This is a genomic window from Streptomyces virginiae (assembly GCF_040638905.1).
Classification (GTDB): domain Bacteria; phylum Actinomycetota; class Actinomycetes; order Streptomycetales; family Streptomycetaceae; genus Streptomyces; species Streptomyces virginiae_B.
In genome coordinates this window covers 151,289-163,651 of the sequence record NZ_JBEZYV010000014.1, presented here as the reverse complement: position 1 = coordinate 163,651, position 12,363 = coordinate 151,289, and the positions used below count along the sequence as shown (strand labels likewise).

13 protein-coding genes and 1 riboswitch are annotated in these 12,363 nt (G+C 73.5%); of the genes, 9 read left to right on the top strand and 4 right to left on the bottom strand.

The window, feature by feature from the left end; translation table 11 throughout:
- The first annotated feature begins 60 nt into the window (after positions 1–60).
- The gene (locus AB0F82_RS21325) at positions 61–909 is read left to right on the top strand and encodes an aldo/keto reductase (protein WP_362629998.1); all 849 of its coding nucleotides are present in this window, start codon (positions 61–63) and stop codon (positions 907–909) included.
- A 10-nt stretch (positions 910–919) separates the two neighbouring features.
- A complete protein-coding gene (locus AB0F82_RS21320) occupies positions 920–1,345 on the top strand; it encodes an RICIN domain-containing protein (protein WP_362629995.1) in 426 nt (141 codons plus the stop codon).
- A gap of 78 nt (positions 1,346–1,423) precedes the next feature.
- Here the strand turns inward: AB0F82_RS21320 and AB0F82_RS21315 are convergent, their stop codons facing one another.
- Positions 1,424–2,191 (bottom strand): class I SAM-dependent methyltransferase, encoded by a 768-nt coding sequence (locus AB0F82_RS21315; RefSeq protein WP_362629992.1) that lies wholly within the window; start codon positions 2,189–2,191, stop codon positions 1,424–1,426.
- Positions 2,191–2,496 carry a 4a-hydroxytetrahydrobiopterin dehydratase gene (locus tag AB0F82_RS21310; RefSeq protein WP_362629989.1) on the bottom strand — a complete coding sequence of 102 codons (306 nt, stop codon included), beginning with the start codon at positions 2,494–2,496 and terminating at the stop codon, positions 2,191–2,193. Before AB0F82_RS21310 ends, AB0F82_RS21315 begins: the two co-directional genes overlap by 1 nt.
- Positions 2,497–2,671: 175 nt before the next feature.
- Between AB0F82_RS21310 and AB0F82_RS21305 the strand changes: the two genes are divergently transcribed.
- Together AB0F82_RS21305 and AB0F82_RS21300 are read left to right on the top strand one after the other, a co-directional pair.
- Positions 2,672–4,474, top strand: a complete 1,803-nt coding sequence (locus AB0F82_RS21305) for a hydroxysqualene dehydroxylase (protein ID WP_362629986.1) — start codon at positions 2,672–2,674, stop codon at positions 4,472–4,474.
- A gap of 100 nt (positions 4,475–4,574) precedes the next feature.
- Positions 4,575–5,369 (top strand): helix-turn-helix domain-containing protein, encoded by a 795-nt coding sequence (locus tag AB0F82_RS21300; RefSeq protein WP_362629983.1) that lies wholly within the window; start codon positions 4,575–4,577, stop codon positions 5,367–5,369.
- Here AB0F82_RS21300 and AB0F82_RS21295 read toward each other — a convergent pair.
- Positions 5,355–5,771: a hypothetical protein gene (locus AB0F82_RS21295; RefSeq protein WP_362629980.1), complete on the bottom strand. Its 417-nt coding sequence runs from the start codon at positions 5,769–5,771 to the stop codon at positions 5,355–5,357. The two genes, AB0F82_RS21300 and AB0F82_RS21295, sit on opposite strands and share 15 nt — an antisense overlap.
- 254 nt (positions 5,772–6,025) lie before the next feature.
- Between AB0F82_RS21295 and AB0F82_RS21290 the strand changes: the two genes are divergently transcribed.
- Genes AB0F82_RS21290 through AB0F82_RS21275 form a run of 4 tightly spaced genes read left to right on the top strand, consistent with a single transcriptional unit; the run spans position 6,026 to position 10,410 of the window.
- A complete protein-coding gene (locus AB0F82_RS21290; RefSeq protein ID WP_356811185.1) occupies positions 6,026–7,051 on the top strand; it encodes a hypothetical protein in 1,026 nt (341 codons plus the stop codon).
- Entirely contained in the window at positions 7,048–7,683 is a 636-nt protein-coding gene (locus AB0F82_RS21285) for a toxin-antitoxin system, toxin component (protein ID WP_356811184.1), read from the top strand. The genes AB0F82_RS21290 and AB0F82_RS21285 overlap by 4 nt, the downstream gene beginning before the upstream one ends.
- A gap of 16 nt (positions 7,684–7,699) precedes the next feature.
- A complete protein-coding gene (locus AB0F82_RS21280; RefSeq protein ID WP_362629977.1) occupies positions 7,700–9,208 on the top strand; it encodes an NAD(P)/FAD-dependent oxidoreductase in 1,509 nt (502 codons plus the stop codon).
- Entirely contained in the window at positions 9,205–10,410 is a 1,206-nt protein-coding gene (locus AB0F82_RS21275; protein WP_362629974.1) for a DUF6545 domain-containing protein, read from the top strand. The genes AB0F82_RS21280 and AB0F82_RS21275 overlap by 4 nt, the downstream gene beginning before the upstream one ends.
- Before the next feature lie 89 nt (positions 10,411–10,499).
- On the opposite strand, the gene AB0F82_RS21270 is transcribed toward AB0F82_RS21275, so the two are convergent.
- A complete protein-coding gene (locus AB0F82_RS21270; protein WP_362630046.1) occupies positions 10,500–11,345 on the bottom strand; it encodes a bifunctional 5,10-methylenetetrahydrofolate dehydrogenase/5,10-methenyltetrahydrofolate cyclohydrolase in 846 nt (281 codons plus the stop codon).
- Between the two features lie 72 nt (positions 11,346–11,417).
- A riboswitch (ZMP/ZTP riboswitch) is annotated at positions 11,418–11,520 on the bottom strand.
- Positions 11,521–11,577: 57 nt separating this feature from the next.
- Here AB0F82_RS21270 and AB0F82_RS21265 point away from each other — a divergent pair.
- On the top strand, positions 11,578–12,339 hold the full coding sequence (locus AB0F82_RS21265) for a methyltransferase domain-containing protein (RefSeq protein WP_356811181.1): 762 nt from the start codon (positions 11,578–11,580) through the stop codon (positions 12,337–12,339).
- The last annotated feature ends 24 nt before the right edge of the window (positions 12,340–12,363 follow it).

Below are 12,363 nucleotides of genomic sequence, written 5' to 3'. Positions count from 1 at the left end.
CCCCTCGTACGACGCTGTACCACCGCGCAGCAACGCGCCGACGTGAGGGAACGACCCGACGTGAACCAGGTCCCGGCCATCAAGCTCAACAGCGGCACGCTCATGCCCCAGCTCGGCTTCGGCGTCTGGCAGGTGCCGGACGCGGAGGCGGAGCACGCCGTGGGAACCGCCCTGGAAGCCGGCTACCGCAGCATCGACACGGCCGCGATCTACGGCAACGAGCGGGGCACGGGCAAGGCCGTCGCCGCCTCCGGGCTGCCGCGCGAGGAACTGTTCGTCACCACCAAGCTGTGGAACGGCCCGAAGCAGACGTGGAACCGCGACGCGGTGCTGCGCGCCTTCGACGACTCCCTCGCCAAGCTGGGTCTCGACCACGTCGACCTGTACCTGATCCACTGGCCGCGCCCGATGCGCGACGACTTCGTCACCATCTGGAAGACCTTCGAGGAGATCGCGGCGAGCGGCCGCGCCAAGGCGGTCGGAGTGTCCAACTTCCGCACCGAGGACCTGGACCGGATCGCCGCCGAGAGCTCCCTGGTGCCGGCCGTCAACCAGGTCGAGCTGCACCCGCTGCACCCGCAGGCCGAACTGCGCGCCGAGCACGCCGCGCGCGGGATCGTCACCGAGGCCTGGTCGCCGCTGGGCCAGGGCAAGGAGCTCCTCACGCTGCCGGCCGTCACCGCGATCGCCGAGGCGCACGGCCGCAGCGCCGCGCAGGTGGTGCTGCGCTGGCACCTCCAGCACGGCAACGTCGTGATCCCGAAGTCGGTGACCCCCGCCCGCATCCGGGAGAACCTGGACGTCTTCGGCTTCGAGCTGGACGCCGCCGAGACGGCCGCGCTGGACGCCCTGGGCGCGGGCGCGGCGGGCCGCCGGATCGGCCCGGACCCGGCCGAATTCGACGTGTGAGGACGGGCGCGTGAACCTTCCCGAAGGGCTCTACCGGATCCGCAACGTGGACAGCGGGCTGGTGCTCCAGCTGGAGGGCGCCTCCCGGGTGCGGGTCGGCCCGGACGGGCCGCCCGCTCCGGCGGCCGCCCGCCGGTGGCTGATCGCGCCGGTGCACAGCGGCGGCGGGATCTTCCACGTGGTGAGCGAGGACAACGAGCGGCGCCTGGACGTGGCGAACGCGTCGACGGACAGCGGCGCCCGGGTGCAGGTGTGGCGTGCCAACGCCTTCGGCGCGCAGGAGTGGATCGTCGAGGAGCACCTCGACGCTCCCGGTGTGGTGTCCCTGATCGCCTGCATCAGCGGCCTGCTGCTGGAGGCCGACGCTGAGGGCCGGGTCCGGCAGGTCGAGGACACCGATTCCCCGTCCCAGTGGTGGCGGCTGGAACCGGCGTAGGCGCCGGCCCGGCGGGCCCGGCAGCAGCGCCGGGCCCGTTCCGCCGGGCCCGTTCCGCGCCGGGCCCGTTCCGCAGCGTCACGTGCGTACGAAGCTCCGCAGGCGGTACGTCGGTTCCGGGCGCGGGGTGTCCTGGTCGGGCAGCAGTTCCAGCCGGGCCGCCAGCTGGCGTGCGGTGATGCCCCGCGGGACGATGCGGGAGGCGTACCGCCCCGCGAGCAGCGCCTCGGCGGAGCCGCGGGGGGTGCGGCCCTGGCCGTGGCCGGTGAAACGGGCCTCGCCTCCGGGGCGCAGGCCCGCCCGGGAGGCGTGGGCCTCGACCTCCCCGGAGGCGTCCGAGGGGGTGGGGGTCAGATGCGCGGCGAACACGGCGTCGATGTCGCTGCCGACGTCGTGCGCGCAATCCTTGTCCACGGTGGTGACGAGGACCCCGCCGGGCCGCAGCACCCGGGCGGCCTCGGCGATCACCGCGGGCACCAGCCCCGGCCCCCGCAGCAGGTGCAGCAGCCACACCGCGCTCACCGCGTCCAGCGAGCCCGAGCGCACGGGCAGCCGGGCCGCGTCGGCGCGGGCCACGGGGACGCCGCGGCGCAGCGCCGCGGCGGCCATGCCGTGGGAGGCGTCGGCGCCCAGGACGCGCAGTCCGGGGCGCCCCAGCCGGGCGGTGACGATGCCCGTGCCGCAGCCGAGGTCGAGGAGGGTGGCCACCTCGGGCGGGAGGAGGCTGAGGACGGCCGCCGCGGCGGCCTCGGCGCGCGGGGTGCCACCGCGGGAGGCGTCGTAGACCTCGGCCTCGGCGTCGTAGTCGAGCAGCGGTTTCGCGGTCGGTATGTGCGTGGTGGTCATCAGCTCGCGCCGTGGGAGGGGGCGAGGGACTCGACGCGCTCGGCGAGGGCGAAGTCGGTCTCCGTCACCACGCCTCCGGCGTCGTGGCTGTTCACGGAGAGCCGCACCGTGTTGTAACCGAGCGTCAGATCGGAGTGGTGGTTCAACTCCTGCTGGACGGAGGCGATGTGGGCGACCAGGGCGCTCGCCGCGAAGTGCGTGCCCAGGCGGTAGGTACGGATGATCCGGTCGTCCTCGAAGGCCCAGCCGGGGAGTTCCCGCAACCGGTCCTCGATCTCCTTCTGCGACAGCGGTTCACTCGGCATGCACCGGCTCCTTTTCCCCGTGACGTGTAGTCAAGGTTCCCACAGTGCACGCCGGATCGAACCTTTCGCGCCATAGTGCGCTCGGGTACTTCTGCACCTTCCGCCCCCGGCGCACGCCCCCTAGGCTCCTGCGCCGGACGTGACTGTTACCAGCAGTAACGAGGGGGCATTCGCCATGGCCGGCACCGGGAGTTCCAGGCGTACGTTCATCGCGGGCACGGGCGCCGCGACCTTGTCGGCCCAGGCCGCGGCGGCCCTGGCGGCTCCGGCGGCGGCCGCCGCGCCCGCCGCGGCCCCGCCCGCGGCGCCCTCCCCGAACGGCCGGCGCGTCGCCGTCCTGGGCGGCGGGGTCGCGGGGATGACCGCGGCACACGAACTTGCCGAGCGCGGATACGCGGTCACCGTGTACGAGCGCCGGGCGCTCGGCGGCAAGGCCCGCAGCATGGACGTGCCGGGCAGCGCGCGCGGCGGCCGCAGGCCGCTGCCCGCGGAGCACGGCTTCCGCTTCATCCCCGGCATCTACCACAACCTGCCCGACACCATGCGGCGCATCCCCTTCGCGGGCAACGCGAACGGCGTGTGGGACAACCTGGTGGCCCCGCCCGAGATGATGTTCGCCCGCGCCGGGGGCCGCGAGGACCTGCGCGGCCCGATCCCCTGGCCCGGCCACTCCCCCGCCGCGCTCACGCCCGAGGAGGTGCGGCGCGCCCTGTCGGGCATCCTGCAGACCCTGGTCAGGCTGCCTCCGCACGAGACGGCGTACTTCGTCGACCGCGTACTGGTCTTCCTCACCAGCTGCGACGAGCGGCGGGCCGAGGTGTGGGAGCACACCCCGTGGTGGGAGTTCACCCGGGCGGCACGGATGTCGTACGAGTACCAGCGCATCCTGGCGGTCGGCGTCACCCGCAACATCGTGGCGACCAAGGCGGAGGAGGCCTCCACCCGTACCGTCGGCACCCTCGGCGAGGCCTTCGTCTTCAACCTCCTGGGCCGCGGGGCGGACGGCCCGCCGGACCGGATCCTCAACCTGCCGACCAACGAGGCGTGGATCGACCCGTGGGAGGCCCATCTGCGCTCCCTCGGGGTGGAGTTCAGGATCGGCTGGACCGTACGGGAGGTGCAGTACGCGGGCGGCCGGGTGAGCGGGGTCGCGGTCGAGGGCCCGGACGGCGCCCGGCAGACCGCGACCGCCGACCACTACGTCAGCGCCCTGCCCGTCGAGCACGCCCGGCGCACCTGGAGCGCGGGGCTGCGGGCCGCCGACCCGATGCTGGGGCGCTGCGACAGGCTCCGGACCGACTGGATGACCGGCATCCAGTTCTACCTGACCGAACGGGCCCCGCTGGTGCACGGCCACCTCAACTGCGTCGACTCCCCCTGGTCGTTGACGGCGATCCAGCAGGCCGAGCACTGGCCGGCGCGGGACTTCCCCGCCGACTACGGCGACGGGGCGGCGGTCGACTGCCTGTCGGTGGACATCTCGGAGTGGGACAAGCCGGGGATCCTGTACGGGAAGACGGCCAAGCGGTGCACCCGCGACGAGGTGGCGCGCGAGGTGTGGGCCCAGCTGAAGGCCTCCCTCAACGACACGGGGAAGACCCTGCTGTCCGACTCGAAGCTGCACTCGTGGTTCCTGGATCCCGGGGTGGACGGCCTCGGCACCCCGGAGCCCACCAACCAGGACGAGCTGTTGATCCACCCGGTCGGGACCCTCGCCAACCGGCCGAGCGCGGGCACGCGCGTCCCGAACTTCTTCCTCAGCGGGGACTACGTCGCCGTCGACATCGACCTGGCGACGATGGAGGGCGCCAACGCCTCGGCCCGCGCGGCCGTCAACAGCCTGCTGGACCGCGACGGTTCGACGGCGCGGCGGTGCACCGTCCGGCCGCTGTACCGGGCGCCGGAGATGGAGTCCGCCAAGCGGCACGACCTGTGGCGGTACCGCCTCGGCCTGCGCAACCTCTTCGATGTCGGCTGATCGCGCCGGGCGCCCGGGCCCGGCGGGCTCGGCGGGCTCGGCGGGCTCGGCGGGCTCGGCGGGCTCGGCGGGCTCGGCGGGCTCGGCTACCGTCGGAGCCATGACCACCTCGACACCCGCGGTCGGCGCCCTGCTCCGCGCATGGCGGGAGCGGCGCGGCATCAGCCAGCTGGAGCTGGCGGGCCGCGCCGACTCCTCGTCCCGGCACATCAGCTTCATCGAGACGGGGCGGGCCCGGCCGAGCGAGGAGATGGTGCTGCGGCTCGCCGACCGCCTCGATGTCCCGGTGCGCGAGCGCAACGCCCTTCTGCTGGCCGCCGGTTACGCCCCGCACTATGCGCAGACCGCGCTGGACGACCCGTCGATGGAGACACTGCGGGAGGGCATCGAGCGGCTGCTGACCGGGTACGAGCCCTACCCCGCGCTGGTCGTGGACGCCGCGTACGACGTCGTCGCCGCCAACCGGGGCGTCCTGATGCTGCTGGACGGCCTGCCGGAGCACCTGCTGACACCGCCGCTGAACGCGATGCGGATCACCCTGCACCCCGAGGGCCTGGCCCCGAGGATCCACAACCTCAGGGAGTGGCGCGGGCACTTGCTCGCCCAGATGGAGCGCCAGATCGCGCTGGCCCGCTCCGAACCGCTGCGCGCGCTGTACGAGGAGGTCTCCTCCTATCCGGTGGCCGAACGCCCCGGCGACGGCGCACCGCGGGAGCCCGTCCCCTACATCGCGCTCCCCCTGCTCATCGAGCACGACGGCCACCTGCTGTCCTTCGTGTCGTCCATCGCGACCTTCAACACCCCGATGGACGTGACCGTCGCCGAGCTGGCCATCGAGACGATGCTCCCGGCCGACCCGGCGACGGTGAAGTACCTGCGCTCACTCGGCGACTGAGCGCAGCGCGAGCTGCTGGAGGACGGCGAAGCCGGCGACGGTGAGGGCCTGCGCCGGGATCCACACGGTCCCTGCGGGGGTCGGCGAGAACCACACGGCGAGGGCCACCAGGCTCAGCGCGGCCCAGGCGTAGTTGGTCTCGACGACGGCCTTCACGGCGAGCACCGGGGGCCGGCCGCGCGAAGCCAGCAGGCCGACGGCGGCGCCGTAGAGCACCAGCAGTACGCCGACGGCCGGCAGCAGCGCCGACCCGACCCCGAGCAGCCGCCCCAGCGGCGCGGAGAAGGCGACGTAGGCGAGGCCGTTGCCGGTGGTGACAACGGCGTCGAGGGCGAGGAAGCGACGCAGCGCGAGCTGCGGGACGGGCGTACGGGCGAAACCGGCGAGCAGGGTCGCGGACATGGGGCAGCCTCCGTCGAGGTGGAACGGCCAGGTGGGAGCCGGGCCCCAGAACCGAGTGCGCGGCCCCGGAACCCGACGCCCCACTGTGCCGGGCCCTCTCGCCGGGGGTCGATTACCTCCGAGGTCATGCCCACGCTTTTTGAGGTGGGCGGCAGGAAACATTGGGGTTCCCGTGGTTCGGCCGGGGGTCGGGGGCTAGGCTTCACGCAGCCCGATCCACTCGAACGCCTTGTCGACATATGGAGAATCAGCCGGTGCGAGCCGCCGCCCGACCCGACCTCGCCGCGATCTGGCGGCGCGTGGGGGCACTCGCGGAGCGGTGCGGCCGGGACCCGGCCGAGGTGCTGGCGGTGGGGCGGCTGAGCCACCTGTCCGGCGTCGAACCCGGGCGCATCCCACCGGTGGTGGCGGGTACGGCCGCCGAAGTGCCACTGGAACAACGTGTGCACCAGCGGTTCCGGCTGCTGCGGGCGACCCGGCGCGACAAGCACGGCCGGGAATGGCCGCTCGCCGCCATCGCCCACGACTTCGACGCCCCCGGCGCCTCCCTCGGCCCCCTCAACGCGGGCACCGGGCTGCTGCGGATGGGCCACGCGGCCGGCGTGCAGCGGTTCTTCGGCGTCTACGCCGGATTCCTGCTGGCCGACTGCAAGAGCGCGGTGGAACGCGCCCTCGCCCTGTCCGTGACCACCGTCTCCGACGGCCGGGACGACCTGGAACACCTCTCGTACCTGACCGGTATCACGCCACAGGCCGTCCGGCAGACGCTCGACGGCAGGCCGCCCCGGCTCCCCCTGAAGGAGCAGGTGCACCAGCGGTTCGAGCACCTGCGGCGCACCAGGCCCCGGGAGGACGGCCAGGCCCACTCGCTCACGGCCATCGCCAAGTCCTTCGACGCGTCGGGGCAGTCGCTGACCCGCCTCGCCCAGGGCGAGGGCATGCCGAACCTCGCCGCCGCCGCCGGGATACAGCGCTTCTACGGTGTCGACGCCGGCTTCCTGCTCGCCGACGACACCGAGGCGCTCGCCACGGCACTCGCACTGATCGAGGGCGAACTGGAGTGCGTGGAACGGGAGCGGGAGAATCCGATGCTGGCCGTGCTGCGTGCGCATGACGTACGGAGCATCGTCACGCGGGCCGGCCGGCTGTCGCCCCAGGGGTGGAAGTCACTGGCCGACCACTTGGACGACCTCCTCGCGCGCGAGGGGCAGCTCGGACTTCCGGGCACGAAGGGCGGGGCGCCGACCGAGGGCGCCGCCGCCGAGGGAGAAACACCATGAGGACCACACGGGCCATGCGCAAGCTGGGCTCCGAACTGCTGGAGGGCGCACGCCTGACGGCGCCGGCCGATGTCGGGGAGATCATCGGGGCGCTGTGCGCCGCCTACACCCAACGGCGCGGCACAGACCGGAAGGTGGACTTCCATTTCACCTCGTTCCCGCCCGACACCGCGAGCGGGCTGTGGCTGGAGCTGGACGACGTCGACCTGATCGTCGTGGAGCAGCACACCCGGCCCGAGCACCAGCTCGTCATCGCCTGCCACGAGCTGTGGCACCTGGACGAGGGGACCTGCGACAGCGTCGGTCCGGGCATGCTGGTGGCCGCCCGGCTGGCGGGACGCCACGGCAGCCTCGCCGAACTGCTCGCCCCCGGCTCCGGGCTGGACGCGGTGGTCCGGCAGGCCGCCGCCCGCGCCGACCAGGGGGATCCGGCGGAGATCCGGGCCGAGACCTTCGGCCTGCACCTCGGCAACATCCTGCGTTCCCGCCTCCCGTCGCCCCGGGAGCAGCAGCTCCCCGAGGCGATCGAGCGCATCAAGTCCTCACTCGGCTGGGGAAGCCCCGTGCCACGCCGTGACCAGCACCAGCCAGTCGCCGCATCCCTCACGCCGATGCCCTCCGCACGGCCCTGACAGAGAGCCCGCCACGATGAACCAGTCCTCCCCGCCCCGCCACGCCGTCGTCATAGGCGGCAGTCTGGCCGGCCTCCTCGCGGCCGCTGTCCTCGCCGAGCACGCCACGGTCACCGTCATCGACGCCGACCCGCTGCCGGAGGGGCCGACCCCGCGCCGTGGGCTCCCTCAGGCCCGGCACACCCATCTGCTGTGGTCGGGCGGCGCCCGGGCCATAGAGCGGATCCTGCCCGGCATCACCGACGACTGGACGAAGGCCGGCGCCATCCGCCGCAGCCTGCCCACCGACCTGGTCACCAAGACCGCCCAGGGCTGGATCCCGCGCTGCGGCGAGAAGCAGTTCAACATCTCCTGCAGCCGCGACCTCCTCGACTCGGTGGTCCGCGCCCGGATCACCGGCCTCGCCGGGGTCACCACCCTCCAGAAGAGCCGGGTCCGGGGCCTGGAGGGCACGGCCGCCCGGGTCACCGGCGTCCGCGTCGACACCCCCGAGGAGCAGGACCGGCTGGTGACGGCCGATCTCGTGGTCGACGCCAGCGGCCGCGGATCGCGCGCCCGGACGTGGCTCCAGGCCCTCGGCGTGAGCGGCATCCGGCAGGCCGAGGTCGACTCCGGTCTCGTCTACGCGACCCGGATCTTCGAGGCCCCGCCCGGCGCGCACGAGATGGGCTTCCCCATCGTCAACGTACAGTCCGACCCCCGGGTGCCCGTGCCCGGGCAGACCGCCACGATCGTGCCCATCGAGAACGGCCAGTGGCAGGCCACCCTGTCGGGCACCCGCGGCGGCCAGCCCACCGGCGACCCCGAGGCGTTCATCCCCTTCGCCAAGTCCGTGCGCGACCCGATCGTCGGCGAGCTCCTGGAGGGCCGCAAGCCCCTGACGGACGTCGCCGTCACCCAGGGCACCGCCAACCGCCGGATCTACTTCGAGAAGGCCGAGCTGCCCGACGGCTTCTTCGCCGTCGGCGACTCCGTCGCCACCTTCAACCCGCTGTACGGGCAGGGCATGACCGTCGCCGCCCAGGGCCTGCTGGCCGTACGCACCCTCCTGCGGGCGAAGGGGCTGGCCCATCCGGGAATCGGCCGCGAGGCGCAGCGCGTCATCGCACCCCAGGTCGCCACCGCCTGGGAGCTCGCCACGTCGCAGGACATCCTGTATCCGGGGGCCACCGGGATGAAGCCGCGCGCGGGCACCGGCCTGCTCAACGGCTACGTCAACCGTCTGATGACGGGCGCCACCACCGACGATGCGCTCACCGCCGCCCTGTTCAACGTCCTCACCATGAGCATCGAGCCCACCCACTGGCTGCGCCCGTCGGTGGTCTGGCACGTGGCGCGCGCCTCCGACCGGGGCGCACTGAAAGCTCCGCCGCTCACGGCCGCGGAGCGGGCCGTCGCCGGACTGGACCCGGCGCCGGGCACGAGAACCGGGTCCGGGAGCACCGGCGCCGGGCCGGGGGCCGCCCCCACCGGTCCGGAAATCGATCCGGTCGGCCCTGCCGACCCCGTCGGACAGGCCCGATGAGCTGCGAGATCTCCCTGCTCCTGCCCGGCTCCCTGATGGTCCTGGCGCTGCTGATCAAGGCTCCGGAGCTGCGCCGGAACTGGGACCAGCCGCTGAACCGGACCGCGTGCGCGCTGCTCGTCGTCGGCGCCCCGATCACCTTCCTGGCGTCGCCGCCGACGATCGCCGCCGTCAACCGCCGTACCGGCGTGGTCAACTTCTCCGCGCCGCTGGTGTTCGGCCTGCTCACGGTGTTCTCCGGGCTGTGCGTCGTCCTGGTCCTGCAGTGGCGCGGCGGGCCGCCCGCGGCCGTGCGCCGTGCCACCCGGCTGACCGCGGTCGTGTTCGGCACGGCGACCGCCGCGATCGTCGCCCTGTTCGTGATCGGCGACGCGCCGGTGGAACGGCTCAGGGACCTGGACACGTACTACGCCACGACGCCGTGGATCCGCGAGATGATCGTCTGCTTCCTGGTGGCGCACACCCTGGGCACCTCGGCGCTGACCTGGCTGTGCGCCAAGTGGTTCGCACGCGCGGACCGCTCGCTGCGCCCGCTGCGCACCGGGCTGGCCCTGATCGTCCTCGCGGGGCTCCTGGACCTGGCCTACCTCGCCGCCAAGTGGGCCTCGGTGGCCGCCCGCTGGGCCGGCCGCGACTGGGTCGTGCTGTCCACTGACGTGGCACCGCCCCTGGCTTCCGCCTCCGCGCTGCTGCTCGGCGCCGGGTTCGTCGTGCCGTTGATCGGCGGGTCGGCGACGTGGACGGGCTTCAGTGAGTACCGGCGGCTGCGCCCGCTGTGGAAGGCGCTGCGCGGGTTCGCCGCGGCCCAGGGACGGACCGTCCCGCTGGCCTGGTGGTCCCCGGTGGGGATCCGGCTCGTCCACCGCGAGTCCGTCATCGACGACGGCATCCTGGCGCTGGCCGGCTGGTTCGACCCCCGGGTACACGCCACCGCGTACGAGGCGGCCCGCGGCCGGGGCCTGGACGAGGCGCGGGCCGCAACGGTCGCGGACGCCGCCGTCGTGGCCGCCGCGTGCCGCCTCAAGGACGCCGCCGCGCGCGGATCCGGGCCGGGTCCGGCCCCGGTCGCGGAGCCGCACCGTTTGGGCCGCCGCCCGCTGACCGCGCTGGCCCACGAGTTCCGCACGTCCGCGGTCGTCGCCGCTGCCCGCGACGCGGCCGCCGCCGCGCCCGCCCCGGAACCGGAGCCGGTCGTCGCCTGAGTACCGGGAACGCAGAACGCCCCGGGCCGGGGCCCGGGGCGGTGCGTCGGACGCGCCGATCGGCGCGCGCGGCGGATCGGCGGGCGGAATCAGAGGGCGGCGAGGTCCAGCCCCGCCTGCGCTGCGGCGGCCCGCACGGTCTGCTCCAGCAGGACGGCGATGGTCATCGGGCCCACACCGCCCGGAACCGGCGTGATCAGCGAGGCCCGGGCCGCCGCCGACTCGAAGTGGACGTCGCCGACGTTGCCCTCGTTGTAGCCGGCGTCCAGGACCACCGCGCCCGGCTTGATGTCCTCGCCCCGGATGAACTCCGCCTTGCCGACGGCGGCGACCAGCACGTCCGCCTGGCGCACGATCGAGGAGAGGTCCCGGGTGCGGGAGTGGCAGTAGGTGACGGTGGCGTTCTGCTCCAGCAGCAGCATCCCGGCCGGCTTGCCCAGGATCGCGCTGCGGCCGACGACCACGGCGTGCTTGCCGGTCAGGTCCACCTCGTACTCGGCGAGCAGGCGCATGATGCCGCCCGGGGTGCAGGAGACGAAGCCGGGCAGGCCGAAGCCCATGGCCGCGAACGAGTGCATGGTGACCCCGTCCACGTCCTTGCCGGGGGCGATGGCCTCGAAGGCGGCCCGCTCGTCGATGTGGTGCGGGACGGGGTGCTGGAGCAGGATGCCGCTGATCTGCGGGTCCTCGGAGAGCGCCGTGATCGCCGCGACCAGCTCCTGCGTGGTGGTCGAGGCCGGCAGCTCCACGTGGCGGGAGGTGATCCCGGCCTTGGCGCAGCGGTTCTGCTTCATGCGGACGTAGGTGACGGAGGCGGGGTCCTCGCCGACCAGCACGGTCGCGAGGCAGGGCGCGGTGCCGGTGCGCTCGGTGATCTTCGCCGCGAGGGCGGCGGTCTGCTCCGAGATGCGGCGGGCGAGGGCGGTGCCGTCCATCAGCTGGGCGGTACCGGCGGCAGGGGCAGTCTGGGCAGTCGTCACGGGGTCTCCTGAACGTCGCTGCGGATCGCGGTTCGCCCAGGCGCGCGGCAGTCGGCGTACGGGAGGTCCTGAGGTACGCCGGGCCGCTCCCCGGTGGTGATCCACCCGAACGCCAGTCACGGCCCGCCGACCACTGTAGTCGACCAACCCGGTGGTCGCCCGGCGCCCGACCTGCGACGATCAATGCATGACGCGAACTTTCGACCATCTTGTCGCCGAGGCGGAGTCCGTCTCCGTGGACGGCTGGGACTTCTCCTGGCTCGACGGCCGCGCCACCGAGCAGCGCCCCTCCTGGGGCTATCAGCGGCTGATGGCCGAGCGCCTGGCCCGGGTCCGGTCCGCCCTGGACATCCAGACCGGCGGCGGCGAGGTCCTCGCCGGATCCGGCCCCCTGCCGCGCCTGACGGTGGCCACGGAGTCCTGGCCGCCCAATGTCGAGCGGGCGACGAAGCTGCTGCACCCGCTGGGCGCGGTGGTGGTCGCGGACTCCGACGAGCCGCCCCTGCCCTTCGGCGACGAGGCCTTCGAGCTGGTGACCAGCCGGCACCCGGTGACCATCTGGTGGGACGAGATCGCCCGGGTGCTGGAGCCGGGCGGGACGTACCTCTCCCAGCAGGTCGGCCCGGCGAGCGTCTTCGAACTCGTCGAATATTTTCTCGGGCCACAGCCGGAGGAGGTCAGGCGCGCACGGCACCCCGACGACGCGGTCGCGGACGCCACGAAGGCGGGTCTCGAAGTGCTCGATCTGCGCTCCGAACGGCTGCGCACCGAGTTCCACGACATCGGAGCCGTGATCTACTTTCTACGGAAGGTGATCTGGATGGTGCCCGGCTTCACGGTCGTGCAGTACCGGGACCGCCTGCGTGAGCTTCACGAACGGATCGAGCGGGACGGCCCGTTCGTCGCGCATACCGCCCGTTTCCTGATCGAAGCCCGCAAAACGGGCTGACGCGGAGGGCGGACGGATCCACGC

Coding starts and splice junctions, on each gene's coding strand:
- AB0F82_RS21285 (WP_356811184.1), top strand. CDS start 7,048: ATGAGGACCACACGGGCCATGCGCAAGCTGGGCTCCGAACTGCTGGAG.
- AB0F82_RS21295 (WP_362629980.1), bottom strand. CDS start 5,771: ATGTCCGCGACCCTGCTCGCCGGTTTCGCCCGTACGCCCGTCCCGCAG.
- AB0F82_RS21310 (WP_362629989.1), bottom strand. CDS start 2,496: ATGCCGAGTGAACCGCTGTCGCAGAAGGAGATCGAGGACCGGTTGCGG.
- AB0F82_RS21300 (WP_362629983.1), top strand. CDS start 4,575: ATGACCACCTCGACACCCGCGGTCGGCGCCCTGCTCCGCGCATGGCGG.
- AB0F82_RS21265 (WP_356811181.1), top strand. CDS start 11,578: ATGACGCGAACTTTCGACCATCTTGTCGCCGAGGCGGAGTCCGTCTCC.
- AB0F82_RS21305 (WP_362629986.1), top strand. CDS start 2,672: ATGGCCGGCACCGGGAGTTCCAGGCGTACGTTCATCGCGGGCACGGGC.
- AB0F82_RS21280 (WP_362629977.1), top strand. CDS start 7,700: ATGAACCAGTCCTCCCCGCCCCGCCACGCCGTCGTCATAGGCGGCAGT.
- AB0F82_RS21275 (WP_362629974.1), top strand. CDS start 9,205: ATGAGCTGCGAGATCTCCCTGCTCCTGCCCGGCTCCCTGATGGTCCTG.
- AB0F82_RS21315 (WP_362629992.1), bottom strand. CDS start 2,191: ATGACCACCACGCACATACCGACCGCGAAACCGCTGCTCGACTACGAC.
- AB0F82_RS21270 (WP_362630046.1), bottom strand. CDS start 11,345: ATGGACGGCACCGCCCTCGCCCGCCGCATCTCGGAGCAGACCGCCGCC.